Annotated in this window: 31 protein-coding genes; 19 read left to right on the top strand and 12 right to left on the bottom strand. The window is 65.7% G+C overall.

Annotated features, from left to right (window positions below):
• Positions 1-232 precede the first annotated feature (232 nt).
• The 3 genes from DN824_RS20465 to recX all read left to right on the top strand — a co-directional run bounded on the left by DN824_RS20465 (position 233) and on the right by recX (position 2,346).
• Positions 233-733, top strand: coding sequence for a CinA family protein (locus DN824_RS20465; protein WP_138410204.1), 501 nt, complete (start codon positions 233-235; stop codon positions 731-733).
• Positions 734-817: 84 nt separating this feature from the next.
• Entirely contained in the window at positions 818-1,873 is a 1,056-nt protein-coding gene (recA, locus tag DN824_RS20460) for a recombinase RecA (RefSeq protein ID WP_138410203.1), read from the top strand.
• Positions 1,874-1,881: 8 nt separating this feature from the next.
• The gene (gene recX, locus DN824_RS20455; protein ID WP_138410202.1) at positions 1,882-2,346 is read left to right on the top strand and encodes a recombination regulator RecX; all 465 of its coding nucleotides are present in this window, start codon (positions 1,882-1,884) and stop codon (positions 2,344-2,346) included.
• Between the two features lie 15 nt (positions 2,347-2,361).
• Here the strand turns inward: recX and DN824_RS20450 are convergent, their stop codons facing one another.
• Both DN824_RS20450 and DN824_RS20445 read right to left on the bottom strand, forming a co-directional pair.
• On the bottom strand, positions 2,362-3,438 hold the full coding sequence (locus DN824_RS20450) for an LOG family protein (protein ID WP_138410201.1): 1,077 nt from the start codon (positions 3,436-3,438) through the stop codon (positions 2,362-2,364).
• 211 nt (positions 3,439-3,649) lie between these two features.
• A complete protein-coding gene (locus tag DN824_RS20445) occupies positions 3,650-4,048 on the bottom strand; it encodes a PA3611 family quorum-sensing-regulated virulence factor (protein WP_138410200.1) in 399 nt (132 codons plus the stop codon).
• Positions 4,049-4,175: 127 nt separating this feature from the next.
• Between DN824_RS20445 and DN824_RS20440 the strand changes: the two genes are divergently transcribed.
• The gene (locus DN824_RS20440) at positions 4,176-4,907 is read left to right on the top strand and encodes a tRNA-uridine aminocarboxypropyltransferase (protein WP_138410199.1); all 732 of its coding nucleotides are present in this window, start codon (positions 4,176-4,178) and stop codon (positions 4,905-4,907) included.
• Between the two features lie 4 nt (positions 4,908-4,911).
• Here DN824_RS20440 and DN824_RS20435 read toward each other — a convergent pair whose 3' ends face one another.
• Entirely contained in the window at positions 4,912-5,808 is an 897-nt protein-coding gene (locus tag DN824_RS20435; RefSeq protein ID WP_138410198.1) for a DMT family transporter, read from the bottom strand.
• A 241-nt stretch (positions 5,809-6,049) separates the two neighbouring features.
• Here DN824_RS20435 and erdR point away from each other — a divergent pair, with 241 nt between their 5' ends.
• Positions 6,050-6,697 carry a response regulator transcription factor ErdR gene (gene erdR / locus DN824_RS20430; protein WP_138410197.1) on the top strand — a complete coding sequence of 216 codons (648 nt, stop codon included), beginning with the start codon at positions 6,050-6,052 and terminating at the stop codon, positions 6,695-6,697.
• A 4-nt stretch (positions 6,698-6,701) separates the two neighbouring features.
• Here erdR and DN824_RS20425 read toward each other — a convergent pair whose 3' ends face one another.
• Complete coding sequence (locus DN824_RS20425) at positions 6,702-7,628, bottom strand: LysR family transcriptional regulator (protein WP_138410196.1); 927 nt, start codon at positions 7,626-7,628, stop codon at positions 6,702-6,704.
• 118 nt (positions 7,629-7,746) lie between these two features.
• Between DN824_RS20425 and fpr the strand changes: the two genes are divergently transcribed.
• Entirely contained in the window at positions 7,747-8,523 is a 777-nt protein-coding gene (fpr, locus tag DN824_RS20420) for a ferredoxin-NADP reductase (protein WP_138410195.1), read from the top strand.
• Positions 8,524-8,571: 48 nt separating this feature from the next.
• Here fpr and DN824_RS20415 read toward each other — a convergent pair whose 3' ends face one another.
• Positions 8,572-9,060 (bottom strand): YchJ family protein, encoded by a 489-nt coding sequence (locus DN824_RS20415; protein WP_138410194.1) that lies wholly within the window; start codon positions 9,058-9,060, stop codon positions 8,572-8,574.
• Between the two features lie 2 nt (positions 9,061-9,062).
• Positions 9,063-9,560 (bottom strand): DUF6231 family protein, encoded by a 498-nt coding sequence (locus DN824_RS20410; RefSeq protein ID WP_138410193.1) that lies wholly within the window; start codon positions 9,558-9,560, stop codon positions 9,063-9,065.
• Positions 9,561-9,689: 129 nt separating this feature from the next.
• Here DN824_RS20410 and DN824_RS22835 point away from each other — a divergent pair, with 129 nt between their 5' ends.
• Entirely contained in the window at positions 9,690-10,337 is a 648-nt protein-coding gene (locus tag DN824_RS22835; RefSeq protein WP_479688015.1) for an OmpA family protein, read from the top strand.
• A 56-nt stretch (positions 10,338-10,393) separates the two neighbouring features.
• Here DN824_RS22835 and DN824_RS20400 read toward each other — a convergent pair whose 3' ends face one another.
• Positions 10,394-10,858 (bottom strand): CopD family protein, encoded by a 465-nt coding sequence (locus DN824_RS20400; RefSeq protein ID WP_138410191.1) that lies wholly within the window; start codon positions 10,856-10,858, stop codon positions 10,394-10,396.
• Positions 10,859-10,943: 85 nt separating this feature from the next.
• Here DN824_RS20400 and dinG point away from each other — a divergent pair, with 85 nt between their 5' ends.
• From dinG to pdxH, 4 genes are all read left to right on the top strand, one after another.
• Positions 10,944-13,088, top strand: a complete 2,145-nt coding sequence (gene dinG, locus DN824_RS20395) for an ATP-dependent DNA helicase DinG (protein ID WP_138410190.1) — start codon at positions 10,944-10,946, stop codon at positions 13,086-13,088.
• 109 nt (positions 13,089-13,197) lie between these two features.
• Positions 13,198-14,346 carry a serine hydrolase domain-containing protein gene (locus DN824_RS20390; protein WP_138410189.1) on the top strand — a complete coding sequence of 383 codons (1,149 nt, stop codon included), beginning with the start codon at positions 13,198-13,200 and terminating at the stop codon, positions 14,344-14,346.
• 139 nt (positions 14,347-14,485) lie between these two features.
• Entirely contained in the window at positions 14,486-15,133 is a 648-nt protein-coding gene (locus DN824_RS20385; RefSeq protein WP_138410188.1) for an OmpA family protein, read from the top strand.
• A gap of 138 nt (positions 15,134-15,271) precedes the next feature.
• Positions 15,272-15,919 carry a pyridoxamine 5'-phosphate oxidase gene (pdxH, locus tag DN824_RS20380; RefSeq protein ID WP_138410187.1) on the top strand — a complete coding sequence of 216 codons (648 nt, stop codon included), beginning with the start codon at positions 15,272-15,274 and terminating at the stop codon, positions 15,917-15,919.
• 6 nt (positions 15,920-15,925) lie between these two features.
• On the opposite strand, the gene DN824_RS20375 is transcribed toward pdxH, so the two are convergent.
• Positions 15,926-16,162: a hypothetical protein gene (locus DN824_RS20375; RefSeq protein ID WP_138410186.1), complete on the bottom strand. Its 237-nt coding sequence runs from the start codon at positions 16,160-16,162 to the stop codon at positions 15,926-15,928.
• A 151-nt stretch (positions 16,163-16,313) separates the two neighbouring features.
• On the opposite strand from DN824_RS20375, the gene DN824_RS20370 reads away from it, so the two are divergent.
• The 8 genes from DN824_RS20370 to DN824_RS20335 all read left to right on the top strand — a co-directional run bounded on the left by DN824_RS20370 (position 16,314) and on the right by DN824_RS20335 (position 23,732).
• Positions 16,314-16,775 (top strand): outer membrane lipoprotein, encoded by a 462-nt coding sequence (locus DN824_RS20370; RefSeq protein WP_138410185.1) that lies wholly within the window; start codon positions 16,314-16,316, stop codon positions 16,773-16,775.
• 231 nt (positions 16,776-17,006) lie between these two features.
• Complete coding sequence (locus tag DN824_RS20365; protein ID WP_138410184.1) at positions 17,007-19,799, top strand: monovalent cation/H+ antiporter subunit A; 2,793 nt, start codon at positions 17,007-17,009, stop codon at positions 19,797-19,799.
• Complete coding sequence (locus tag DN824_RS20360) at positions 19,799-20,128, top strand: Na+/H+ antiporter subunit C (protein WP_138410183.1); 330 nt, start codon at positions 19,799-19,801, stop codon at positions 20,126-20,128. The genes DN824_RS20365 and DN824_RS20360 overlap by 1 nt, the downstream gene beginning before the upstream one ends.
• Positions 20,125-21,627, top strand: a complete 1,503-nt coding sequence (locus tag DN824_RS20355) for a monovalent cation/H+ antiporter subunit D (RefSeq protein ID WP_138410182.1) — start codon at positions 20,125-20,127, stop codon at positions 21,625-21,627. The genes DN824_RS20360 and DN824_RS20355 overlap by 4 nt, the downstream gene beginning before the upstream one ends.
• On the top strand, positions 21,624-22,124 hold the full coding sequence (locus tag DN824_RS20350) for a Na+/H+ antiporter subunit E (protein WP_138410181.1): 501 nt from the start codon (positions 21,624-21,626) through the stop codon (positions 22,122-22,124). Before DN824_RS20355 ends, DN824_RS20350 begins: the two co-directional genes overlap by 4 nt.
• On the top strand, positions 22,109-22,378 hold the full coding sequence (locus DN824_RS20345; RefSeq protein ID WP_138410180.1) for a K+/H+ antiporter subunit F: 270 nt from the start codon (positions 22,109-22,111) through the stop codon (positions 22,376-22,378). Before DN824_RS20350 ends, DN824_RS20345 begins: the two co-directional genes overlap by 16 nt.
• Positions 22,379-22,390: 12 nt before the next feature.
• Positions 22,391-22,720 carry a Na+/H+ antiporter subunit G gene (locus DN824_RS20340; RefSeq protein WP_138410179.1) on the top strand — a complete coding sequence of 110 codons (330 nt, stop codon included), beginning with the start codon at positions 22,391-22,393 and terminating at the stop codon, positions 22,718-22,720.
• A 100-nt stretch (positions 22,721-22,820) separates the two neighbouring features.
• Positions 22,821-23,732 carry a DMT family transporter gene (locus DN824_RS20335; protein ID WP_138410178.1) on the top strand — a complete coding sequence of 304 codons (912 nt, stop codon included), beginning with the start codon at positions 22,821-22,823 and terminating at the stop codon, positions 23,730-23,732.
• Positions 23,733-23,738: 6 nt separating this feature from the next.
• Here DN824_RS20335 and DN824_RS20330 read toward each other — a convergent pair whose 3' ends face one another.
• From DN824_RS20330 to purM, 4 genes are all read right to left on the bottom strand, one after another.
• Positions 23,739-24,407 (bottom strand): COG3650 family protein, encoded by a 669-nt coding sequence (locus DN824_RS20330; protein WP_138410177.1) that lies wholly within the window; start codon positions 24,405-24,407, stop codon positions 23,739-23,741.
• Between the two features lie 62 nt (positions 24,408-24,469).
• Positions 24,470-25,180 carry a DUF3108 domain-containing protein gene (locus tag DN824_RS20325; RefSeq protein ID WP_138410176.1) on the bottom strand — a complete coding sequence of 237 codons (711 nt, stop codon included), beginning with the start codon at positions 25,178-25,180 and terminating at the stop codon, positions 24,470-24,472.
• 8 nt (positions 25,181-25,188) lie between these two features.
• Complete coding sequence (purN, locus tag DN824_RS20320; protein ID WP_138410175.1) at positions 25,189-25,836, bottom strand: phosphoribosylglycinamide formyltransferase; 648 nt, start codon at positions 25,834-25,836, stop codon at positions 25,189-25,191.
• A partial coding sequence (purM, locus tag DN824_RS20315; RefSeq protein WP_138410174.1) for a phosphoribosylformylglycinamidine cyclo-ligase occupies positions 25,836-26,510 on the bottom strand: 675 nt, incomplete at its 5' end. The genes purM and purN, both read right to left, overlap by 1 nt.

The following is a 26,510-nucleotide window of genomic DNA, read 5'->3' as shown; positions in this document are numbered from 1 at the left end:
CGGGGTGTGCTTGGAGAGGTCTTGTGTGTCTTTGGGCATCGGTGCGCTGCGTCGATCGGGGGCGGGCTGGGCCTGCCCGGGGTGGGCGGTGCGATTAAACGCGCAAGGTTAACATGCCCCTCGGGTCGAATCGCAGCCGTCGCCGAGCCGCTTTCGGGCCGACGAAGGCGCTGCGATCTCCGGATAAAGGCACGTACGATAGGCAGCTTCATCCCGCTGCGCAGGTGCCCCCATGAATCGTCTGACCGAACTCGCCGAGCGCCTGGGCCAGCGCCTGCTGGCGCAGAACGCCCAGGTCACCACCGCCGAATCCTGTACCGGGGGCGGCATCGCCGAGGCCATCACCCGTGTCGCCGGCAGCTCGGCCTGGTTCGAAGCCGGCTACGTGACCTATTCCAACCTCCAGAAGACCCGGCAGCTGGGTGTGCCCGAGGCGTTGTTCGGCAGCGTCGGGGCGGTGAGCCGCGAGGTGGTCGAGGCCATGGCCCAGGGAGCCAGGCGCGCCAGCGGGGCGCGGCTGGCGGTCGCGGTCAGCGGTATCGCCGGCCCTGGCGGTGGCTCGCCCGAGAAGCCGGTCGGCACCGTCTGGCTGGCCTGGGCCGATGGCGAGACCCTCTTTGCGGAGCGTTGCCGGTTCGACGGCGACCGGCAGTCCGTGCGCGAGCAGACGGTCGAAGCGGCACTCGTCGGATTGATCGCCCTGTGCGCCGGAGAAAATCCGGTTCGGGGCTAGGCGAGTGCCGGACCCTATGTTCTAATACTGTCTACTTATACAGTTGTTGTGGCCTCTGGCCCTCTTGATCAAGTGAGGATTGCAATGGACGAGAACAAGAAGCGCGCGTTGGCTGCAGCTCTGGGGCAGATCGAGCGCCAGTTCGGCAAGGGCGCGGTCATGCGCATGGGCGATCATGATCGCCAGGCCATTCCCGCCATTTCCACCGGCTCCCTGGGCCTGGACATCGCCCTTGGCATCGGCGGTCTGCCCAAGGGCCGTATCGTCGAGATCTACGGCCCGGAATCCTCGGGTAAAACCACCATGACCCTGTCGGTGATCGCCGAAGCGCAGAAGCTCGGCGCCACCTGTGCGTTCGTCGACGCCGAGCACGCGCTCGACCCGGACTACGCCGGCAAGCTGGGCGTCAATGTCGACGACCTGCTGGTCTCGCAGCCGGATACCGGTGAGCAGGCCCTGGAAATCACCGACATGCTGGTGCGCTCCAATGCGGTGGACGTGATCATCGTCGACTCCGTGGCCGCGCTGGTGCCCAAGGCGGAAATCGAGGGCGAGATGGGCGACGCCCACGTCGGCCTGCAGGCCCGCCTGATGTCCCAGGCACTGCGCAAGATCACCGGTAACATCAAGAACGCCAACTGCCTGGTGATCTTCATCAACCAGATCCGCATGAAGATCGGTGTGATGTTCGGTAGCCCGGAAACCACCACTGGCGGTAACGCGCTCAAGTTCTACGCCTCGGTTCGTCTGGACATCCGCCGTACCGGTGCGGTGAAGGAAGGCGACGAGGTGGTCGGCAGCGAAACCCGCGTCAAGGTGGTGAAGAACAAGGTGGCGCCGCCGTTCCGTCAGGCCGAATTCCAGATCCTCTACGGCAAGGGCATCTACCGCAACGGGGAGATCATCGACCTGGGCGTGCAGCAGGGCCTGGTCGAGAAGTCCGGTGCCTGGTACAGCTACCAGGGCAACAAGATCGGTCAAGGCAAGGCCAACGCGGCCAAGTACCTGGAAGACAACCCGGAAATCGGTCGCACCATCGAAATGCAGATTCGCGAGAAGCTGCTGGTGCCGACAGGTGGTAGCAAGGCCAATGCCGCGGCGGCGGCTACCAGCGACGATCTGGTCGACGCCGACTTCTGATCACAGGCATGCCTGTCATCCTCGATAGCCCCGCCGCGGTGCGGCGGGCAGCGATGGATCTTCTGGCTCGACGCGAGCATGGCCGCGTCGAGCTTCTTCGCAAGTTGCGCCAGCGTGGCGCTCCCGCCGAACTCGTCGAAGCAGCCTTGGATCGCCTGGTCGAAGAGGGTCTGCTGTCCGAAGCGCGTTATCTCGAAAGCTACGTCCGAAGCCGCGCCAATGCGGGGTACGGCCCGTTGCGCATCCGCGAGGAACTGTCGCAGCGCGGGCTGCCGCGTACGGATATCGAGCGGGCGCTGCGCGAGAGTGGCTTCGACTGGGGCCAGCAACTGCGCGAACTCTGGCAGCGCAAGTTCGCGGGCGAGCCGCCGCGCGATGCGCGCGAGCGTGCCAAGCAGGGGCGCTTTCTCAGCTATCGCGGTTATCCGCTGGATCTCATCGGTCGCGTTCTGCGCGGTGCCATCGACGATTGACGCCGTACGGCCGCCTCAGGCGGCCTGCCAGTGTTGCGGCTGGTTGAGGTAGTCGATCAGCTCGCGCAGCCGGCCGTGGTTGCGTCCGTTGAACACGAAGGTCAGCCGGGGCAGGTTCTGCAGCTCCGGCTCGTCCTGTTCGGCTTCGCAGCATGGCTGCTGCTCGAAGGTGCCGGTCAGGCAGAGGTCGGCGAACGAGGCGTCCAGTTGCTCCAGGGCCTCGTGGGTAAGGCGATGGTTCATCCGGATCACGAAGCGGTCCTTGAGCCAGCGGCTGGAGTGAAAATTGCCGTAGAACCGGGCGATCTCTTGCGCAGCCTCCTCGGCATCGTTCACCAGGCGCATCAGGCGCATGTCGCTGGGCAGGATGTAGCGGTTGTGCTCCAGCTGGCTCCGGATGAACTGCAGCGCGTCTTTCCAGTAGGAGCCGTTCGGCTCGTCGAGCAACACCACCGGCACCAGCGGGCTTTTGCCGGTCTGGATCAGGGTCAGGACCTCCAGGGCTTCGTCGAGGGTGCCAAAACCGCCCGGGCAGAGCACCAGCGCGTCCGCTTCCTTGATGAAGAAGAGTTTGCGAACGAAGAAGAAGTGGAACGACAGCAGGTGGTCGGAGCCGTCCACGGTGGGGTTGGCGTGCTGTTCGAACGGCAGGGTGATGTTCAGGCCGAGGCTGTTGTCGCGTCCGGCACCTTCATGAGCGGCCGCCATGATGCCGCCTCCAGCCCCGGTGATGACCATCAGTTCGTGGCGTGCCAGGGTTTCTCCCAGTTCGCGGGCCAGCGCATACAAGGGATGCTCGATGGGCGTGCGGGCCGAGCCGAAGACGGTGACCTTGCGCCGTCGCTTGAACTGCTCCAGCCGGGCGAACGCCTGCTCCATCTCGCGCATGGTCTGCAGCATGATCTTGGCGTCCCAGCGATTGCGGTCGGCCTGCGCCATGCGCATCACGGTGACCAGCATCTCGCGGTAGAGCGGCAGGTTCGCGCTGCTTTCGGGTACGACCAGGGCGGCCAGTTCGTCGATCCTGCGTGCGAGCTCCTCGCCGCTGGTCTTGAAATGCCGTGAGAGATAGTCATCCGGCTCAAATGACATACAGCGTCTCCATGGAAGGCTTTGCGTACCCGGTATACCAGAAACGGATGTGGAGAGGCCGATCCAGCGCCGGCCGGCCTTGGCCTGATCGAGGTGGCAGATGCTAGGCGATGGGCCGGTCGTTCAGCGCCTCGGCGCGCATCGAAGAGAGGGGGCGGGCCCAAACGAAGACGCCTGGCGAGGCCAGGCGTCCGGGTGGTCTGGTGAGTGGTCAGACGCCGCAATCGCTGGCGGAGTAGCGCTCGGTGGCGATGGGGCGGTTGCTCTGGTATTCGCTGAACTCGTACCGCAGTACGGCGCCCTGCTGCAGCAGCACGCGCAGACCTTCGTTGTTGCAGACGCTCTGCGCCAGCTGGCCGCGCACGTCGCCGGGGTTGTCGCGCATCTGGGCGGCATGGCGTGGTTGCACGCTCAGGTGGTTGACCAGCTCGTTGCCGTCGACGGTGTAGCCCTGGTCCAGGATGTCGGAGTTGATGGCCCGTGGTGTGCCGACATTGCTTTCCTTGGCGACGCGGTCGAGCAGCTGCCCCAGTTGCTGCTCCTTGAGGGAGGCGGCCTGGGCAGCAGGCACGAGCAGGCAGAGGGCGAGCAGGGTGGTCAGGCGTTGCATGGGCGAATCTCCTTGGGAACTGCCTGTGTTGACCGGTCAGCTCGGGTGGGGTTCATTTTCCCGGCATGGGGGCGCCGTCCGCTCTGCTAGACTGGTGCTCCTTCCGATCGCCGTGTCCGACCCCGCCATGACCCATGCCGTATCGCGGCTGCGAGACGAGCGCCTCGCGCGCAGCGTCAAGCCTTTCATCGCTCGCGGATCGCGCATGCCGCGCTGTCCGCGTTGCCGAATCGCCACCAGCCACTGCCTGTGCGCCTGGACGCCGCAGGTTGCGGCGCAGGCCGGCGTCTGCCTGCTGATGCACGACATCGAGCCGCTCAAGCCCAGCAACACCGGCTGGCTGATCGCCGACGTGGTGCCGCACACCTATGCCTTCAGCTGGATTCGTACCGGCGTCGACCCCCGCCTGCTGGCGCTGCTGGATGACCCGCAATGGGCGCCGGTGGTGGTGTTTCCCGGCGAATACGCAGGTCCCGAGCGGGTGTCCTCGCAGCTTGCGGTGCCGGCCGGGAAAAGGCCGCTGTTCATCCTGCTCGATGCAACCTGGACCGAGGCGCGCAAGATGTTCCGCAAGAGTGCCTACCTGGACCGCTTCCCGGTGCTCAGCCTGCAGCCCGAGCAGCTGTCGCGCTACCGGCTGCGGCGGTCCACCCGGAGCGAGCACCTGTGTACGGCCGAGGTCGCGGCCCTGTGCCTGGAACTGGCGGGCGACACGCCGGCCTCACTTGCGCTGGACGCCTGGCTGGATGCGTTCACCGCGCATTACCTGAGCGCCAAGGCCCAGCGGCCGGTCGCAGCGGACGATGCCGTCCACCTGCCGTTGCGGCCCTATCTGGGCGTGGAGCCGCCAGGGCGCTGAGGTGTCAGGCGCCCTGGCTCGCCGGCAGCTTGCGTGGCCAGAGCTGGGCGACCAGCATGCCGGTGAACATCAGGGCGCAGCCGAAATAGCCTTTCAGGCTGAGGCTTTCCTGGAGCAGGAGCGCGCCGGCGATGGCGGCGAACACCGCTTCGAGCGAGAGAATGATGGCGGCGTGGGAGGCGATGGCGTGCTTTTGCGCGACCACCTGCAGGGTGTAGCCGACCGTGACCGCGAACAGGCCGCCATAGATGAGCGCGGGGCCTGCGAGCAGGATGCTGTCGAGCGAAGACTGCTCGAACACGGCGGCGAGGATCAGGCTCACCACCGCGCAGGTCGCGAATTGCAGGAAGGCCAGGCGGATCGCGTCATGGCGGCTGACGAACAGGCCCACCAGGAGGACGTGCAGGCCCCACACGAACGCGCCGGCCAGCTGTATCCAGTCGCCGAGGGCGATGTGGAAATCCTCGCCGATGCTCAGAAAACCCATGCCCACCACCGCGAGAATCGCTCCCAGCCAGGTGCCCAGGCCGGTCTTGTGGCCGATGATCAGCCCGAGCAGTGGCACGACGATCACGTACAGGCCGGTGATGAACCCCGAGTTGGTGACGCTGGTGAACAGCAGCCCCACCTGCTGCAGGTTGATGCCGACCGTCAGGGCCATCCCCATCGCCAGGCCGCCGAGCAGCAGCCCGCGCTGCAGGAAGGGCTCGTGGCGCGCGGCGGTCCGCCCGCGCCAGACCACCAGTGGCAGCAGCGCCAGCGCGCCCAGGCTGAAGCGCAGCCCCGTGTAGAGGAACGGACCGATGTAATCCATCCCCATTCGCTGGGCGACGAAACCCGATCCCCAGATCATGGCGGTTATCAGCATGAGGATGTCGGCACGCAGGGCTTGGCTACGCATGGATGGTCTCGACTGGGAAAAAGGCGCAGACTTTGCCGTAAAGCGCTGCCCTTGACCACTCCCGGCAGGGTGGGCATGCTTGCGCCGCTTTGGTTTTTCACGGTGGACGGTCCATGCGCGGTATGGCATGCCGACAAGGTCGCCGGGCCAATGCCCGAGAGGACGTCGGGAATGTCATCCCAGGCATGTGTGTTGGCCCTGGCCTCGCCAGGTCCTGCCAATAACAACAATAGGAACTGCCATGGCCGCGTACGAAATAATCATCGCCGATGATCATCCGCTGTTCAGAAGCGCGCTTCAGCAAGCCCTGACCCTGGGGCTGGGCCAGAACGTCCGTCTCGTCGAGGCGGCCAGCATCGCCGAGTTGGAAACCTGCCTGGGGCAAAGCGCCGACTGGGATCTGGTCCTGCTCGATCTGAACATGCCCGGCGCCTATGGCTTCTCCGGACTCGTCTTGCTCCGCGGCCAGTATCCGCAACTGCCGGTGGTGATGATCTCCGCGCAGGAGGAGGCCGCCGTGGTGGCGCGGGCGCGCGAGTTCGGCGCCAGCGGCTTCATCCCGAAATCCAGCTCGCTCGAAACCATCCAGGCGGCCGTCCGCGCCGTGCTCGATGGCGATGCCTGGTGGCCGACGCCCCTGGAGGCGGCGGCACCGGTCAGCGACGAAGCCAGGGCAGCCAGCGCGGGTCTGTCGAGCCTCACGCCACAGCAGTTCCGGGTGCTGACGATGGTTTGCGACGGCCTGCTGAACAAGCAGATCGCCTACGAGCTGAACGTCTCCGAAGCCACCATCAAAGCACACGTCACGGCGATCTTCCGCAAGCTCGGCGTGCGTACCCGGACCCAGGCGGCCCTGCTGCTGCAGCAGATGGAAAGCATTCCGGCCTGACCGGCTAGGCGATCGGCGGCAGGACGATCTCGTCGCTGCGCCGAACGCCGGCGGTGAGCGCCCGGCACTGTTCGATGAACTCGCGCATTGCGGCGGTCTGGTATTTTTGCGAATGCCAGATGAAATAGAACTGCCGGGTCAGGTCCAGCGCCGGTGTTTCCACCGGCACCAGGCTGCCGCGGCGAAAGGCGTCGCGCAGTGCCAGACGCGAGATGCAACCGATACCCAACCCCGACTCCACGGCGCGCTTGATCGCTTCGGTGTGTTCGAGTTCGAGACGCACGTTGAGCGGCCTCGGATGGTGACGCATCGCCTGGTCGAACGTCAGTCGCGTGCCGGAGCCCTGTTCACGTAGAATCCACGCCTCGGTCGAGAGCCGCTCCAGGTCGACCGCGCCGGCTTGCGCCAACGGGTGCTGCGGGGCGCAGAAGACCACCAGCTCGTCCTCGACCCAGCGTTGCACCTCCAGTTCGTCGTGCCGGCAATCGCCTTCGATCAGACCCAGGTCAAGTTCATGATGCGCGACTTGCTGCACGATGTGAGCGGTGTTGTGCACGTGCAGCTTCACCCGACATTCCGGATGGCGCTGCATGAAGCTGCCGATCAGCAGGGTGGCGAGATAGTTGCCGATGGTCAGGGTCGCGCCGACGTTCAGGGAGCCGAAACCGCTGTTGCCGTTGAGCAGATCCTCGATCGCCTTGGCCTGGTCGAGCAGGGCGACTGCCTGGGGCAGCAGCTGCCGGCCCAGCGCATTGAGCGAGAGGCGCTTGCCCAGGCGGTCGAACAGCTGGCAGTCGGCGTGCCGTTCCAGCTCCGTGAGCGAGGTGCTGGTGGCCGACTGCGAAAGCGAAAGGGTCTGCGCGGCGCGGGACACGCTTTCCAGGCGGGCCACGGCGACGAATACCTGGAGTTGTCTGAGGGTAAATCGCATATCGATATAACCGATTACCTATATCTTTAATATTCAATTAACAGATATTACAGGGGTCGATAAACTGTCGGGTAATACTGCCGTCGGTTCGGCGCCCCGCTAACGAGGAATTCCCAGCATGAGTAACCTGAACGTCGAGCGAGTCCTCAGTGTTCATCACTGGAACGACACGCTGTTCAGCTTCAAGACCACCCGTAACCCGGGCTTGCGCTTCGAGAACGGCCAGTTCGTCATGATCGGCCTGGAAGTCAACGGACGCCCCCTGATGCGCGCCTACAGCATCGCCAGCCCGAACTACGAAGAGCACCTGGAATTCTTCAGCATCAAGGTTCAGGACGGCCCGCTGACCTCGCGCCTGCAGCACCTGAAGGAAGGCGACGAGCTGATGGTCAGCCGCAAGCCGACCGGCACGCTGATCCTCGGCGACCTGCTGCCGGGCAAGCACCTCTACCTGCTGAGCACCGGCACCGGTCTGGCGCCGTTCATGAGCGTGATCCAGGATCCGGAGACCTACGAGCGTTTCGAGAAGGTCATTCTCATCCATGGCGTGCGCTACGTGAACGAAGTGGCCTATGAGAACTTCATCACCGAGGCGCTGCCGCAGAACGAATTCTTCGGCGATGCGGTTCGCGAAAAGCTCATCTATTACCCCACCGTGACCCGCGAGCCCTTCCGCAATCAGGGACGCCTGACCGACCTGATGCGCAGCGGCAAGTTGTTTTCCGACATCGGCCTGCCGCCGATCAACCCGCAGGACGACCGCGCGATGATCTGTGGCAGCCCGAGCATGCTGGACGAGACCAGCGAAGTGCTCAACGGCTTCGGTCTGAAGATCTCCCCGCGCATGGGCGAGCCCGGCGACTATCTGATCGAGCGGGCCTTCGTCGAGAAGTAAGCCGTTCCGCTGCGCCTGCCCGCTCGGGCAGGCGTCCTTTTGCGGCCCTTAGATGTAGGGGCCGCAACACTTCTTGAATTTCTGGCCGCTGCCGCAAGGGCAGGGGTCGTTGCGCTTGGCGTTCAGGGGTACGGTGGCGTCGATGTAGTACCAGCGCCCCTGGTGCTGGACGAATGCCGAGCGCTCCTGCTGCGCGTGCTCTCCTGTCTGGTCATGCCAGCGCGCCGTGAACTGCACCAGTGCGTGTTCCGGCTTGCCACCCAGTACTGTGCTTTCTTCGACGTCCAGCCCGAGCCAGGTGCTCGAGGCGCTCCAGGCGCGCATCGCGTCCAGGTCCAGCGCCGATTGCTGCGCCGGCAGGGTGGTGTCCCTGAGGTAGTCGATCAGCCCCAATACGTAGGCGCTGTAGCGCGAACGCATCAGCGTTTCGGCGCTGGGAGCGGGCGTGCCCGCGTGGTAGCGCCCGCAGCAGTCGGCAAGGCTGTCGGAGCTGGCGCAGGGGCAGGGTGACTGGTCGTCGGGAAGGGCTGTTTTCACGGCTACCACCAGTATTTGCCGAACATTTGTGGATTCGCCCAGAACCTGGCGTTGAGCCAGTCCGGAACCTGCTTGTATTGCAACAGGTCGTACGTCAGGAGAGTCAAGGTTTGATCAGCGCGCGTGAAGCGATCACTCACCTGCAATGCCAGGGCGTAGAAATCGGTGACTCGCCAATCGGTAGCTTCGAGATCGACCAATACGACGAGGCGACTCGCGTTGAGGTTGCGTATGCCGCCGAGCAGCTCCAGGCCGTTGCGCTTGGGCATATGCTCGAGGCAGTCGGCCACCAGGGCGATGTCGTAGCGCTGGCTGGCCAGTTCGGCAGGCAATGGACCGGCTTCGGCGCGGCCCAGTCGGCTGTCGGGGTGGGCCAGGCAGAACGCATCGACGGCGGGAATGTCGCTGCGGCCGATGTGCAGCAGGCTGGCGGGCGCATAGTGTTCGAGGAGCGCGGCCACGGCCTGCTGAGGTGTGCGAGTGGAGCTGCTGTTGATCAAATCAGGATCCTCGTATGAGTTCAGAGACTAGCGCGGAGTCGCTTGGCGGCCTAGTCCTGGCACAACCGGAGCCGGCGTCTGGCATTACGAAGTGGCGGTTCTGGCCGTTCCCAAACTGGAGGTTTAATAATGAGTACTTTACGGACAGCTGTACCCGTGATTTTCATGACTACCGTTCTGGCCGGTTGTGCCGGGGTGCAGAAACAGGATTGGCCCACCTGTGCTGCAGTAGGTGGCGTGGGCGGTGCCGCGCTGGGTGCGATCGAAAGCTCGGTCTATGCAGGCTGGGGCGCCGTGATCGGCGGCGGCATGGCCGCGGCCTACTGCTGGGTGCATGGTGAAGATGGTCAGGAGACGCTGGCAGTGGTTGAAACCGTCGAGGTCGAGCCCGTGCCGATGGCCGAGCCGGAACCCGAGCCGGTCGCCGAGCCGGTACGCGTGGAGCTGGATGTGAAGTTCGACTTCGACCGCGCCCAGGTGCGCAGCGAAAGCTACAGCGACATCCAGAACCTGGCCGATTTCATGAAGCAGTATCCGCAGACCTCGACCGTCGTCGAAGGCCACACGGACTCCGTGGGCACCGATGCCTACAACCAGCGTCTGTCCGAGCGCCGCGCCAATGCCGTGCGTGACGTGCTGGTCAACCAGTATGGCGTCGAGGCCAATCGCGTGAATTCGGTCGGCTACGGCGAATCCCGCCCGGTTGCCGACAACGCGACCGAGGAAGGCCGTGCGATCAACCGCCGTGTCGAGGCGGAAGTCGAAGCCCGTCCGTAAGCGGGGACGAATGCGACGAGGCCGGGCATCTGCCCGGCCTTTTCGTTTCCGTTCGGCTAGAACATCGGCCGCGCGGTGGCCGCCGCGAACACTGCGATGCCGATCAGCAGGTTGATGCCCACCAGGCGGCGAATCTGCCCCAGTGCGGCGCCCGCCTGCGGCCAGGTGCCGGCCGCCACGTTCGTGTTCAGCGTTGGGTAGTGCAGCAGCGAAATGCGCAGGAACAGCGCGAGCATGACCAGATAAAGGCCCGCCATCAGGTGCACATAACGCGGCGCGCCATCGAGCCCGGCGAAGCGCATGTGCCACAGCCCGATCCCGCTGAGCGGCAAGACCAGCACCGCCACCCACACCCACTGGAAGAAGCGACGCAGCACGTCGGCCCACAGCGTCAGGCGCTCCGGTGCCTGCAAGGTCGCGACAGCCGCCGGTCGGAGAATCATCCAGGCGAAGAACATGCCCCCGACCCAGACCAGCGCAGCCAGGGCGTGCAGGGCATAAAGGAGGGCAAAAGCGGTCATGGTAAATCTCCGGTGGCGGTTGGGGAATCGCGCGCTATCATAGCCGCCACGTTGGAATACTGAAAATTTATACAGCTACGCGCCCATGCTCAGCACCGAACTCAAGTCCCAGATCCAGGGCGCCTACACCCGTTTTCTCGAAGCCAAGGGGCTCAAGCCCCGCTATGGCCAGCGGCTGATGATCGCCGAGGTGGCCAAGGTTCTGGGCGCCATCGAAACGGACGAAGAGGGGCGCCGCGAGGGCGAGCCCGCGGTGGTCGCGGTGGAGGCCGGGACCGGTACCGGCAAGACCGTCGCCTACAGCCTGGCCGCGATTCCCACCGCCAGGGAGGCGGGCAAGCGCCTGGTGATCGCCACCGCGACCGTGGCCCTGCAGGAGCAGATCGTCAACAAGGACCTGCCCGACCTGATGCGCAACAGCGGGCTCAACTTCAGTTTCGCCCTGGCCAAGGGGCGTGGGCGCTACCTGTGCCTGTCCAAGCTGGACGTGCTGTTGCAGGAAGGCCAGGCGCAGAGCGCGACCGCGCAGCTGTTCGAGGAGGAAGGCTTCGGCATCGACGTCGACGAAGTCAGCCAGAAGCTGTTCAACAGCATGATCGAGAAGCTCGCCGGAAACCGCTGGGACGGTGACCGCGATGCCTGGCCCGAGGCGCTGGAAGACCCGGTCTGGGCCCGCCTGACCACCGACCACAGTCAGTGCACCGGGCGCCATTGCCCGAACTTCCAGCAGTGCTCGTTCTACAAGGCACGCGAGGGCATGACCAAGGTCGATGTGATCGTGACCAATCACGACATGGTGCTGGCCGACCTGGCGCTGGGCGGCGGCGCGGTCCTGCCCGATCCACGCGACACGCTTTACGTGTTCGATGAGGGCCACCACCTGCCGGACAAGGCGATCGGGCACTTCGCCCATTTCACCCGCCTGCGCTCGACGGCCGACTGGCTCGGGCAGATCGAGAAGAACCTGACCAAGCTGCTGGCGCAGCATCCGCTTCCCGGCGAGCTGGGGCGCCTGATCGAAGGTGTCCCTGAACTCGCGCGCGAGCTGCGCACGCAGCAGCAGTTCATGTTCAGCGCCTGCGAGCAGGTGGCGGATTTCAAGGCCGGCGAAGACATGGAAGGGCGCGAGCGGCCCCGGCATCGCTTCGTCGGCGGGCTGGTGCCCGAGCACTTGCGTGAGCTGGGGCTGGAGCTGAAGAAAGGCTTCGCCAAGCTCAACGATGTCTTCACGCGCCTGGCCGAGCTGCTCAAGGAGGCGATGGATGGCGAGGCCACGGTGGGCATCGCCAGCCACCAGGCCGAAGAATGGTACCCGCTGTTCGGCAGCCTGCTGGTGCGGGCCCAGGGTAACTGGGAGCTATGGACGGCCTTCACCGTCGAAGATCCGCAGGACAGCCCGCCGATGGCGCGCTGGCTGACCTTGGCCGAGAGCGGGGCGCTGTACGACATCGAGGTCAACGCCAGCCCGATCCTCGCCGCCGAGACGCTGCGGCGCAACCTCTGGCATGTGGCCTACGGTGCGCTGGTGACTTCCGCGACGCTGACCGCCCTGAACAGCTTCGACCGCTTCCGCATGCGTGCCGGGCTACCCCGCAACGCGGTCACCGCGGTGGTCCCGAGCCCTTTCCATCACGCCGATGCCGGCGTGCTGCGGGTGCCCGACCTCAAGGCCGATCCGCGCGAAGCCGCGGCGCACACCGCGGCCATCGTCCGGGAGCTGCCACGGCTGGTCGAAGGTGCGCGCGGTACCCTGGTGCTGTTTTCCTCGCGCCGGCAGATGCAGGACGTGTTCGACGGGCTCGACCGTGAATGGCGTCGCCGGGTGCTGATCCAGGGCAACCTGTCCAAGCAGGAGACGCTGAACAAGCACAAGGCGCGGGTCGACGATGGCGAGACCAGCGTGCTCTTCGGGCTGGCCAGCTTTGCCGAAGGGGTCGATCTGCCCGGCGCCTATTGCGAGCACGTGATCATCGCCAAAATCCCCTTCGCCGTGCCGGACGACCCGGTCGAGGCGGCGCTGGCCGAGTGGATCGAGGCGCGCGGAGGCAACCCCTTCATGGAAATCGCGGTGCCCGATGCCTCGTTGCGCCTGGTACAGGCCTGCGGGCGCCTGCTCCGCACCGAGCAGGACCGCGGACAGATCACGCTGCTCGATCGTCGTGTGGTGACCCAGCGCTACGGCAAGGCGATCCTCAACGCGCTGCCGCCGTTTCGCCGCGAGATCGAATAACCGCAGGTCCTGGCGGCGTATCCATTTCGGCAATGGCGCCGCACCGCCTGTTCCCATCCGACGCTGACGCTGGAACAATGCGCGACACCTAAGACGAAGGGGTACGCGCGTGCAGATCCAGGGACATTTCGAGCTCCAGTTCGAGGCGGTCAGAGAGGCGTTCGCCGCGCTGTTCGAGGGCACCCAGCAACGGGGGGCGGCGCTGTGCGTGCAGATCGGCGGCGAGACCGTGGTCGACCTGTGGGCTGGCGTGGCCGACACGGCCGGGGAGCAGGTCTGGCAGAGCGATACCCTCGTCAACCTGTTCTCCTGTACCAAGACCTTTGCCGCCGTGGCCGTGCTGCAGCTGGTCGAGGAGGGCAAGCTCGACCTCGACGCGCCGGTGGCCCGGGTCTGGCCCGAATTCGCCCAGAACGGCAAGGCGGGCATCACCCTTCGCCAGTTGCTGACCCACCAGGCCGGGCTGCCGGCGATTCGCAACGACCTGCCGCCCGAAGCCCTCTACGACTGGCAGACCATGACCGACGCCCTGGCGGCCGAGGCGCCCTGGTGGACGCCCGGCGACGGGCATGGCTATGCCGCGATCACCTATGGCTGGCTGATCGGCGAACTGCTGCGGCGCGTGGATGGCCGCGAGCCCGGTGAAGCGGTCGTCGCCCGCACGGCCCGGCCGCTGGGGCTGGATTTCCACCTGGGCTTGGACGACAGCGAGTTCCATCGCGTCGGCTACCTCACCCGGATCAAGAACGACTTCGGCGATGCGGCGGCCCAGCGGCTGTTGAAGGCAACCATGAGCGAGCCGAAGTCGCTCAGCGCACGCGCCTTCAACAACCCGCCCTCGGTGCTCAACAGCGCAAACAAGCCCGAGTGGAGGCGCATGGCGCAGCTCGCGGCCAACGGGCACGGCAATGCCCGGGCCCTGGCGGGCTTCTACAGCGGGTTGTTGCAGGGGCGTCTGCTCGATCCGGCGATGCTGGCCGAAATGACCCAGGAACATTGCCGCGGGGAAGATCGCACGTTGCTGGCGTCGACGCGTTTCGCGCTGGGTTGCTGGCTGGATCAGCCGGACGTGGCCAACGCGACCTTCGGCATGGGCCCCGGCGCTTTCGGCCATCCGGGCGCCGGCGGCTGCGTGGGTTTTGCCGACCCTGAGCGGGAGGTGTCGTTCGGCTTTGTCACCAATAGCCTCGGTCCCTATGTGCTGATGGACCCGAGAGCACAGGAGATGGCGCGCACAGTTTTGAAATGCCTAGGTTGAACCACTCGTCAGAATGGGTAGACAAACCTTTGCAGAATAAAGAGTTGCATACACAATTTAAGCCGAATCCTTCATTTTCCGGGCTCTGCCGCAAGCCCGGTTGAACCCACGCACCCCATTTCGTCGACGGAACCTGCATATGAAGCTGCTCAAGCACGCCACCTTGATTCTCTGCATGACCGTATCCGGCTGCAGCATGTTCGGAGGAGACAAAGTCAGCAAGGTCGAGCCGGTACCGGCAGAACCCAAGGTGGATCTTGCCTGGCTCGACGACTACGAGCCGCGCCTGCGTGATGCCCTCAAGGACAGCCGCTTCGAGCTCGAGCGTCGCGATGCGCTGCTGGTGGTGACCGCTCCGGTCGACGGCTCCTTCAATCCGGATCGTCCTGGCATGCTGCTGCCGGCAACGCTGGGTCCGCTGAGCCGCGTGGCCAAGATGGTCGAGAATGACAGCAAGACCGCCGTGGTCGTACTCGGTCATGCCGACAGCACCGGCGCCGAGGAGGCCAACCGCGTCCTGAGTCGCGAGCGTGCCGGCGCGGTGGCGGCGATCTTCCGCCTCAGCGGCCTGAAGACCGACCGCCTGCTGATCCGTGGCCTGGGTTCGGACATGCCTCGCGCCGCCAACGACAGCAGCGAAGGGCGCGCGCTCAACCGCCGCGTCGAGATGGTCCTGGCTCCGCAGAGCACCATGCAGGCGCTGGTTGCCCAGTACAGCCAGCCGGCCGCGGCCTCCAGCGCCGCAGCCTCGACCCAGGTCGCCGTCACCGAGGTGGTGGCCAAGTAACGCCATCCGGGCCGGTTCGCCGGCCCTTCGACGTTCCTGAGGCTCCCGCCTGGGTCCGTGCGTGGTGCCTTGTCTTGAATCAAGCCGCCATCGCGCAAAGCGGATAAGCTCTGAACGTCCCGACTCCGGAGTTCCGCGATGACCCAGACCCTGGCCGACATGCGCCGCGACTACACCCGAGATGGCCTGAGCGAAGCCAGCGCGCCGGATGAGCCCTTCGCGCTGTTTCGCCAATGGTTCACCGAGGCGGTGAAGACCGAGCAGCTTCCCGTCGAGCCCAACGCCATGACGCTGGCCACCGTCGACGCCGAAGGGCGCCCGCACTGCCGGGTGCTGCTGCTCAAGGGGCTCGACGAGCGCGGGTTCACCTTCTTCAGTAACTACCAGAGCGCCAAGGGCGAGCAGCTCCAGGCCAATCCCCATGCGGCCATGACGTTCTTCTGGCCGACGCTGGAACGGCAGGTGCGCATCGAGGGCCGGGTCGAGCGGGTCAGCGCAGAGGAATCCGACGCCTACTATCAGGTACGCCCCCTGGGGAGTCGTCTGGGTGCATGGGCCTCGCCGCAGAGCCGGCCCATCGCCGATCGCGCCGAACTCGAGCGCCTGCTCGCCCAGACCGAGCAGCGTTTCGCCTACCAGGCTCCCAGCTGCCCCCCGCATTGGGGTGGATACCGCCTTCTTCCCGAACGTATCGAGTTCTGGCAGGGTCGCTCCAGCCGGCTCCACGACCGCCTGAACTACCAGCTGCACGCCAACGCCTGGCGGCGCGAGCGCCTGGCGCCCTGACGCGGTTCAGCCAGCCGGATAGCGTTGCGCTTCCTGCTCCAGCCAGCGGGGCAGGTCGCGGCGGCTGATTCCCTCGTTTTTCGCCTCCGTCAGGCGCTGGAGCATCCAGGCGCGCTTGGCCGGGTCGTCCCCTGCGTGCGACAGTGCCAGGTCGCGGTCCGCCCAACGCCGGAAGCGGACGATCAGCCAGCCATGGAAGATCAAAGCCGCCGCCGTCGTGATAAAAATGATGAAGTAATCCATGATGCATCCGTCTTTCAAATGGGCTGTAACAGAGGGGCGGCGAGCGTGGGGATAGGGATCAGTAGAATGTGGTCCGATCAATAACGGTGCTCAGCCAACTGGGCAGGGTTCGGATGAATCGGGCCGAAAGCGTCCGTACGAGGAGAATGTTATGCGCAAGTCGATTTTCGTTGCTTCGTTTACCGCTGTCACTCTGGCGATCACGGGTTGCCAGTCCCACCTGACCGGCGATACCTATTCCCGCGACGAAGCGCGTGCAGTCCAGACGGTTCGCTACGGCACCATCGAGTCCCTGCGGCCGGTCAAGCTCGAGGGGACCAAGACCCCGATCGGCACCGGCGCCGGCGCCGTGGTAGGCGGCATCGCCGGCAGCGGTGTGGGTGGGGGGCGCGGCAGCGCGGTGGCGGCCGTGATCGGTGCGGTGGCCGGCGGCATGCTCGGCTCGGCGGCCGAGGAAGGCATCACCCGCACCCAGGGTGTGGAGATCACCGTGCGCGAGGACGACGGCAGCATGCGCGCCTACGTGCAGGAGGTCGAGCCGAACCAGGTGTTCAGCGTGGGCCAGCGCGTGCGCATCATGACCGTCAACGGTACCAGCCGGGTCGCTCACTGATACTGCGTCATTGTGACGCTGCGGGGCGGGTGAAAACGCAGCCAGACCGCGCTGTGCGGTAGGTCCAGGCGGCAATTTTGTTTTTTGGAAATATATCGAGCGATGACGCTGGCCTGATCGGTATGGATAATCATTGGTTATCACTTGGGCCGATCAGGGCCCGTCGCCGGCTTCTGCTTGCGAAGGATGTGTTTGGCCTCCCCATGAGGCCGGTTTGAGGAGTTCGTTTTCATGGCGCTTGCGCTGATCATCGCTTTGCCCTTTCTCGGCATCGTCCTGCCTTTGATCCTCGAGCGCTACGGCCGCTCCGCCTGTGCGTTCGGTGCGGGGCTCGCGCCATTGATCGCACTGATCATCCTGCTGGGCCGCCGCAGCCAGGTGTTCGCCGGCGAGGTGGAGATCGTCCGCCTGCCATGGCTGCCTGACATCGGGTTGAACCTGAGCCTGCGCCTCGACGGGCTGGGCTTCCTGTTCGCGCTGCTGATTCTCGGCATCGGCCTGCTGGTCATCCTCTATGCGCGCTACTACCTCTCCAAGAAGGAGCCCATGGGGCGTTTCTACGCCTATTTCCTGCTGTTCATGGGCGCCATGCTTGGCGTGGTGCTGTCTGAAAACCTGCTGCTGATGCTGATGTTCTGGGAGCTGACGAGCCTGTCCTCGTTCCTCCTGATCGGTTTCTGGGGCCACCGCTCCGATGCGCGCCAGGGTGCGCGCATGGCGCTGACCGTGACCGGCGGGGGCGGCCTGGCGCTGCTGGCGGGCATCCTCCTGATCGGCCACATCGTCGGCACCTTCGAGCTGTCGACGGTGCTGGCGGCCGGCCATGCGATCCGTGCCCATGACCTCTATCCGGTGGCGCTGATCCTGGTGCTGCTCGGCGTCTTCACCAAGTCGGCGCAGTTCCCGTTCCACTTCTGGCTGCCGCAGGCGATGGCCGCGCCGACCCCGGTGTCCGCCTTCCTCCACTCGGCCACCATGGTCAAGGCCGGCGTGTTCCTGCTGGCGCGCCTGTATCCGGCGCTTTCCGATTCGCAGTGGTGGTTCTACATCGTCAGCCTGACCGGCATGACCACGCTGCTGGTCGGGGCGATCATGGCGCTGTTCCAGCACGACCTCAAAGGGCTGCTGGCCTATTCGACCATCAGCCACCTGGGCCTGATCACCCTGCTGTTCGGCCTGGACTCGCGCCTGGCGGCGGTCGCGGCGATCTTCCATATCATCAACCACGCCACGTTCAAGGCGTCGCTGTTCATGGCCGCGGGGATCATCGATCACGAGACCGGGACGCGGGACATGCGGCGCGTCAACGGGCTATGGAAATACATGCCCCATACCGCCGTGCTGGCGATGGTGGCGTCGCTGGCGATGGCCGGCGTGCCGTTGCTCAACGGCTTCCTCAGCAAGGAAATGTTCTTCGCCGAGACCCTGGACCAGCACCTGCTGGGCAGCTTCTACTGGACGATTCCCGCCGCCGCGACCCTCGCCGGCGTGTTCTCGGTGGCCTACTCGCTGCGCTTCATTCATGACGTGTTCTTCAACGGCGATCCGATCGACCTGCCCAAGTACCCGCCGCACGAGCCGGCGCGCTACATGAAGATACCCGTCGAGGTGCTGGTGCTGCTCTGCCTGCTGGTCGGCATGGCGCCCGCGTACACTGTGGCGCCCCTGTTGGCCGCGGCGGTGAGCGGCAGCCTGCATGGCGAAGTGCCCGAATACAGCCTGTCGATCTGGCACGGCTTCAACCTGCCGCTGGCGATGAGTTTCATCGCGCTGGTGGGGGGCATCCTGGTGTATTCGCTGCGCAAGGTGATGTTCGCCTGGTACGAGGGGCTGCCGGCGGTGGATTCGCTGGCGGTCTTCAAGCGCAGCGTGAACGGCATCGTGCGTACCGCCCAGCGCCTGACCGATTCGCTGGAGACCGGGTCGCTGCAGCGCTACATCGCGCTGATGCTCATCAGTGCCCTGGTCCTGGTGGTGGTCGCGCTGACTCCGCTGCAGTCGCTGCACGGTCCGGTCGAGCTGTCGCCGATCGACGGCATCACCGCCCTGGGTCTTGGCATTCTCGCGCTGACCTCGCTGCTGACCGTGCTGTTCCACCGCAGCCGGCTGGTGGCGCTGATGATCCTCAGCGGTGCCGGGCTGATGGTGGCACTGGCGTTCGCGCGCTTCTCGGCGCCGGACCTTGCGCTCACCCAGCTTTCGGTGGAGGTGGTGACCATCATCCTGCTGATGCTGGCGCTGTATTTCATGCCGGCGCGTACGCCGGTGGAAACCAGCAGCCTGCGCGGTTTCCGTGACCTGGTGCTGGCCGGTGCCAGCGGCACCATGATCGGTTTGCTCGCCTACGCGGTCATGACCCGGCCCTACGACAGCATCGCCTCGTTCTTCCTGGAAAACAGCGTCTCCGGTGGCGGCGGGACCAACGTGGTCAACGTGATTCTGGTGGACTTCCGCGGCTTCGATACCCTGGGCGAAATCGCCGTGCTGGCCATCGCCGCCGTCGGCATCTACGCGATGCTGCGCGGCCTGGGGCTTCCGCATCCGGAGCGGGACTACGGCGGTCGGCCCTGGTCGCGCGATCAGCACCCGATGATCCTCTACACGCTGTCGCGGGCGTTGCTGCCGATGGCGCTGCTGATCTCGGTGTTCATCTTCCTGCGCGGGCACAACCTGCCCGGCGGCGGGTTCATCGCCGGCCTGGTCACCGCGGTGGCGCTGATCCTGCAATACATATCCCATGGGGTGGCCTGGACCCAGGCACGCCAGCCGCTCAGCTACCACACCATCGCAGGGGCAGGGGTGTTCATCGCTGCGCTCACGGGGCTCGGTAGCTGGGTGTTCGGCTATCCGTTCCTCACGTCGGCGTTCGACCATTTCCACCTGCCGGTGATCGGCGAATTCGAACTGGCCACCGCGATGCTGTTCGACCTCGGCGTCTACCTGGCCGTGGTGGGTTCGACGCTGCTGATGCTGTCCAACATCGGGCACGTCAGTCAGGGAAATTCGCGCAAGGAGGTTATTTGATGGAAGCGCTGTTCGCGATAACGCTCGGCGTGATGACGGCCAGTGGGGTCTACCTGCTGCTGCGTGCACGGGTATTCCCCGTGGTGATGGGGCTGACGCTGATTTCCTATGCGGTCAACCTCTTCATCTTTTCAATGGGCAGGCTCTCGACCGGGATGCCGGCGGTGATCGGCAAAAGCGCCGAGTACGGCGATCCTCTGCCGCAGGCGCTGGTCCTGACCGCGATCGTGATCGGTTTCGCCATGACCGCGTTCGTCGTGGTGCTGGCGTTGCGCAGCATGGGTGAAGTGGGTACCGACCACGTCGATGGGCGGGAGCCGCGCGAATGAATCATGCCGTGATGCTGCCGCTGGTCCTGCCGCTGTTCGTCGGCAGCCTTCTGCTGGTCTTCAATCGCCTGGCGCTGCCGGCGAAACGCGCCATTTCCCTCACCGCCACCGGGCTGCTGATCCCCATCAGTGTCTGGCTGCTGATGCTGGCTGGCGACGATCAACTGCGCCTGTACGCCCTGGGCAACTGGCAGCCGCCGTTCGGCATCGTCATGATGCTCGATCGGCTGAGTGCCTTGATGCTGCTGCTGACCGCCGTGCTGGCCGGTTTCGCGGTGCTGTACGCCTGCCGGGGCGACGACGAGCGCGGCCCGAATTTCCATGCGCTGTTCCAGTTTCAGCTGCTGGGTATCAACGGGGCCTTCCTGACCGGCGACCTGTTCAACCTCTTCGTGTTCTTCGAGATCCTGCTGATCGCGTCCTATGCGTTGCTGCTGCACGGCAACGGCGCGGCGCGGGTGAGGGCGGGCATGCACTACGTGGTGCTGAACCTGGTGGGTTCGGCGCTGTTCCTGGTGGGCGTCAGCATGATCTACGGCCTGACCGGCTCGCTGAACATGATCGACGTCGCCGCGCGGGTCAGCGCAGCCGATCCGGAAGTGCTGCCGCTGCTCGGTGCGGCCGGTTTCCTGGTGCTGGTGGTGTTCGGACTCAAGGCCGCGATCCTGCCGCTGTACTTCTGGTTGCCCCGGGCCTACGCGTCGGCGTCGGCGCCGGTCGCCGCGCTGTTCGCGATCATGACCAAGGTCGGCCTCTACACCATCATCCGCGTGTTCACCCTGATCTTCGGCAGCGAAGCGGGCGAGCTGGCCAACATGGCCCAGGACTGGTTGTGGCCGCTGGCGCTGCTGACGCTCGCCGCCGGCGTGATCGGTGCCCTGGGGGCGCGTAACCTGCAGGTGATGCTCGGCTATCTGGTGGTGGTCTCGGTCGGCACGCTGCTGGCGGGCATCGCCATTGGCAGCGAGCAGGGCCTGGCCGGCGCGCTGTATTACCTGATCCACAGCACCCTGGTCGCCGGCGGGCTGTTCCTGCTGGCGGACCTCATCGCTCGTCAGCGGGGCGAGATCGCCTCGCAGATGGTCCCCGGGCCGTCGTTGCGTCAGCCGCTGCTGCTGGGGGCGATGTTCTTCGTGGGAGCGATCTCGGTAGCCGGTCTGCCGCCATTCTCGGGCTTTCTCGGCAAGGTCATGTTGCTGCGTGCGGTCGAGATGGGTCTGCCGGCCCTCGTGCTGTGGCCGGTGGTGCTGATCGGCGGGCTGGGCATGCTGGTGACGCTGAGCCGGGCCGGAAGCCTGGTCTTCTGGCAACCGGGCGACGCGCCGGTGGTGGGTGAGAAGGCCGATCCCTGGCGCGTCATCGCCGCCGCCTCGCTGCTGCTTGGCGGGGTGCTGCTGGTGGTGGCCGCCGCGCCGCTGGAAGCCTACATCAAGGCCGCGGCCAGCCAGCTGCTGGATGTGCCCGGGTATCTGCGCATGGTGCAAGGAGGTGCAGCATGAGAGCACGCTGGCTACCCAACCCGGTTCTGACCGTTCTACTCACGCTGCTCTGGATGTTGCTGGTCAATACCCTGAGCGTGGCGCACCTGCTGCTCGGCGCGTTCCTCGGCTGGGCCATCCCGCTGCTTTCGCGCGGCTTCCTGGTCGACGTGCCGAAGGTACGCAAGCCGCTCAAGCTGTGCCTGTTCATGCTCAAGGTGCTCTACGACATCGTCGTGGCCAACGTGCAGGTCGCGCTGCTGGTTGTCGGCCCGAAGAGCCGCCTGTCCCCGGCGTTCGTCGAGGTGCCGATGGCGATCGAGGACGAATTCGTGCTGGCGGTGCTCACCAGCATCATTTCGCTGACCCCCGGCACGGTATCGGCGAGCCTCAGCGAGGATCGGCGCGTGCTGCTGGTCCATGCGCTGAACGCGCCGGATGTCGACCAGCTGGTCGGTGAGGTCAAGAGCCGCTACGAGGCACCGCTGCTGGAGGCATTCGAATGCTCGCGTACGTAATCCCGTTCTGTCTGGTCCTCATCAGCATCGCGGTGGTGCTCAATCTGGTGCGGCTGATCAGGGGACCGGACATGCCCGACCGGGTGCTGGCGCTGGACACGCTGTACATCAACGCGCTGGCGTTGATCATCCTGTTCGGCATCTGGCTCGCGTCCGACCTCTTCTTCGAGGCGGCACTGCTGATCGCGGTGATGGGCTTCGTCAGTACCGTGGCGGTGTGCAAGCACCTGCTGCACGGCGACATCATCGATTAAAGGAACGCCACGATGCCCCTCTGGATCGAAATCATCATCTGTGTGCTGCTGCTGCTCGGCAGCGCCTTCGCGCTGGTCGGCGCCATTGGCCTGTACCGCCTGCCCGACTTCTTCACCCGCCTGCATGCACCGACCAAGGCGACCACCCTTGGGGTCGGCAGCATCGTGGTGGCCTCGATGCTGTTCTTCAGCAGCCAGGGCGACAGCCTCAGCCTGCATGAGCCGCTGATCACCCTGTTCCTCTTCCTGACGGCACCGGTCGCGGCGCACATGCTGGCCAAGGCGGCGCTGCAGCAGAAGCTGCGCATCGACGAGAAGACCCGCGGCAAGCCCTGGGACTGAGGTTCAAGGCGCCTTACGAAACGGCCCTGCGGGGCCGTTTTTCATGCGCGCAGGCAAGGCGGCGGGTACACTGCGGCCCTTTTTCATCGGGAGACGGGGGATGGCAGGGCAGGGGCAACGGGTGGCGATGCTGTGTCTGGTGCTGGCGATGGCCATCTGGGGCAGTTCGTTCATCGCGCTCAAGCTCGCCTTCGAGCAGCTCGAGCCGCTGTGGGTGATCTTCGGCCGGATGCTCATCGGCAGCGTGGTGTTCCTGCTCGCCTGGCGCTGGCGCGGCCAGATCCGCTACCAGGCGGGCGACTGGAAATACCTGCTGGGCATGGCCGTCTGCGAGCCGTGTCTGTATTTCGTCTTCGAGGCGCTGGCCTTGCAGCGCACCAGTGCGTCACAGGCGGGGATGGTGACGGCGATGTTGCCGCTGATGGTGGCGATCGGCGCGGCCCTGTTCCTGCGCGAGCGGATCACTCGCCTGACCCTGTCAGGCTTTTTCGTCGCCATGCTCGGTGCCGTCTGGCTGGGCATGGCCGGCGAGGTCAGCGAACAGGCTCCCGAGCCGTTGCTGGGCAATTTCCTCGAGTTCATGGCGATGGTCTGCGCGACCGGCTACATGCTGCTGGTCAAGAAGCTCACCGCGCGCTATTCGGCCTTCGTGCTGACGGCCATGCAGGCGTTCATCGGTGCGCTGTTCTTCCTTCCGCTGGCGCTGTGGTCCGCGCCGGTGCCTCAGGCGATCACACCGACGGGCCTGATGGCGCTGCTCTACCTGGGAGTGATCGTCACCGTGGGGGCTTACGGGCTGTCGAACTACGGGCTGTCGCGCATGCCGGCGAGCAAGGCATCCGGATACATCAACCTGATTCCGGTATTCACGTTGCTGTTCGCCGTGCTGGTGCTGGGGGAGACGCTGACGCTGACCCAGATGTTCGCGGCGGGCCTGGTGTTCCTGGGCGTGCTGCTCAGCCAGTGGCGCAGCCCGGCGGCGCCCCCGCCGCCATCGGTGGTGCTGGACTAGGCACGCCTAGGGGCGTGCACCGCCGTGGTAGGCGCAGCCGCGCAGTACCTCGCCATCCAGGCGCAACTGCGCCGAGAGGTGGCTGACGGTGCCGCTGGCGCTGTCGACGCAGCGCTGCGGGGCGACCCACAGCTCGATCCGCTGGGTGTTGGCTTCGCTGCTGAAGTTCGTGCCGCCTTCGGGCAGCGTCTCTTCGAGGTAGGGCAGCGCCTGTGCGGGCTGGCCCGGGCGTTCGAGCAGCATGCCCTGGTTGTTGATGCTCAGCGTCCAGCCCGGCTCGTGCCCGCTGGCGCGCAGCAGCTGGCGCCTGAAGTTCAGGTCCTCGCAGCCGTGGCCCTCACCCTGTAGCCGATAGAGCCGGTCGAGGGTCAGTTGTCCGTCGACGCCCCTGACGGTGCTCGATCCCAGATGGCCACGCAGATCGGCGAACAGCCGTGCGCCGAGGTCCGCGCCCAGCCCCTGGGCATCCTGCTCGAAACCGCTCGCGCCTTCATCGACGATGAGAAAGCGCCGCTGTTCGCCACAGGGGCGGAACAGCAGTTGTCCGTCGATGCGGATGACCTCGCCTTGAAAGCGTTCGCTGGTGCGCTGGGGTGTGGGGGCGCTGCTCTGGAACATCTGGCAGCTGGCGAGCAGTGGGATGAGGCTGAACAGCAGGACGCGGCGAGGAGTCATGGGCGGGCTCGAACGGTCGGGAGAGGAGGGGCGCAGCGCCGTCGCGGCGCTGCGCGGGCAGGTCAGTTGCCCTTGACGGGCTTGCCGTCCACGCTGCCCTGCTGAAGCATGATCTGGTATTCCTTGCCGTCCTTCTCTACCTGGTGCAGGGCGACCAGCAGATAGTCCCAGTTCTTGGCGAACCAGAGGATGGTGACGCGCTGGCTCTGGGTCGGGTCGCGGACGCGCTCCACCTTGACCGCATCGATCTGGCCGGCCTTGGTGCTGACGGACTCTTCGCCGAGCACGCGGAAGTCGTAGGTTTCGACTTCATCGCCGTCGAGCACCTGATAGCTCATGCTCTTCTTGCCGGCTGCCACGTCGTGTTGCAGCGCCAGCTGATAGGTCGACTTGTCGAGCAGTCCACGGTTGAGGGGCAGGGTGACCGCATCGCCGCGGTCGCTGCCGACCACCTGCTTGGCCGCCCAGTCGAAACGGTGCTCGACCCGCTTGCCCTTGCCCAGGCCGCTGCGCTTGAGGCGATAGGTCTGCGGCAGGAAGGTGTCGCCCTCGACGGTGAAGGTGCTGCGTTCGTTGAGGCTGGCGACCAGCATCGAGGCGTCGAAGTCGAGCTGCCAGCGGCCGTTGTCCAGTGCGCTCAGGCTGCGTTCGGCGGTGCCGCTGACCGGCACCTGTTTCCAGTCCGCGGTGTAGCTGGCAGAGAACGGCTTGAGCTCCAGCGCCTGGACCGGCAGGGTTAGCAGGGCCAGGGCGAACAGCAAGGCACGGCGCATAGGGTCTCCTAGATTCGTAACTGATAGCCGGTAGCCGGCAGTGTTTCGCCGTCCAGCATCGCGCCTTGTTCGCCAAGGCGCAAGCGCCCCTCGGCGAACCAGCGCATGGCCAGGGGGTAAATCCGGTGTTCCTCGGCATGCACGCGGGCGGTCAGGCTTTCGGCGGTTTCGCCGGGCGCAACCGGGATGACGGCCTGGATCGCGACCGGGCCGCCGTCCAGTTCCTCGGTGACGAAATGGACGCTGCAGCCATGTTCCGGCTGGTTGTCGGCCAGTACCCGGTGATGCGTGTCGAGGCCGCGATACAGGGGCAGCAGCGAGGGATGGATGTTGAGCAGGCGGCCGGCATAACGACGCACGAAGCCGGCCGTGAGGATGCGCATGAAACCGGCGAGGATCACCAGGTCCGGCGCATGCTCGTCGATGACGGCCATCAGCGCGGCATCGAATTCCTCGCGTCCGGCGAACGCCTTGTGATCGACGACACGGGTCTCGATGCCGGCCGTCGCGGCGCGCTGCAGGCCGAAGGCCTCGGGGCGGTTGGAGATCACCGCGCGGATTCGCGCGGGATTGTCCGCGCCCTGGCTGTCGATCAGGGCCTGCAGGTTGCTGCCGGACCCCGAAATGAGCACCACGACGTTGCAGGTTGCGGTCATCAATGACCCTTCAGGTTGTTCAGCACGACGCGTTCGGCACCTTCGTCGGCCTCGCCGATCCGGCCGATCACCCAGGGCGCCTCACCGGCGTCGCGCAGCGATTGCAGCGCTGCCTCGACCTGATCGGCCGCCACGCAGATGACCATGCCGACGCCGCAGTTGAGGACGCGGTGCATCTCGTGCTCGTCGACGTTGCCCTGCTGCTGCAGCCAGTCGAACACCGCCGGGCGGGTCCAGCTGGCCACGTCGATCACCGCCTGGGCGCCGTCTGGCAGTACCCGTGGAATGTTGTCGAGCAGGCCGCCGCCGGTGATGTGGGCCATGGCCTTGACCGCACCGGTGTCCTTGATCAGCTTGAGCAGCGGCTTGACGTAGATGCGGGTCGGCGCCATCAGCAGGTCGGCGAGCGGGGTGCCGTCGAGCTGGACCTGCTCGATGTCGGCGCCGGCCACTTCGATGATCTTGCGGATCAGCGAATAGCCGTTGGAATGCGGGCCCGAGGAGGGCAGGGCGATCAGCGCGTCGCCGGTCGCGACCTTGCTGCCGTCGATAATCTCGCTCTTTTCCACCACGCCGACGCAGAAGCCCGCCAGGTCGTAGTCTTCGCCTTCGTACATTCCGGGCATCTCGGCGGTTTCGCCACCGACCAGCGAGCAGCCTGCCAGTTCGCAGCC

Source organism: Stutzerimonas nosocomialis, from assembly GCF_005876855.1.
Taxonomy (GTDB): domain Bacteria; phylum Pseudomonadota; class Gammaproteobacteria; order Pseudomonadales; family Pseudomonadaceae; genus Stutzerimonas; species Stutzerimonas nosocomialis.
Note: the sequence above shows the minus strand (reverse complement) of the source record. Positions and strands in the feature narration are given on the sequence as shown.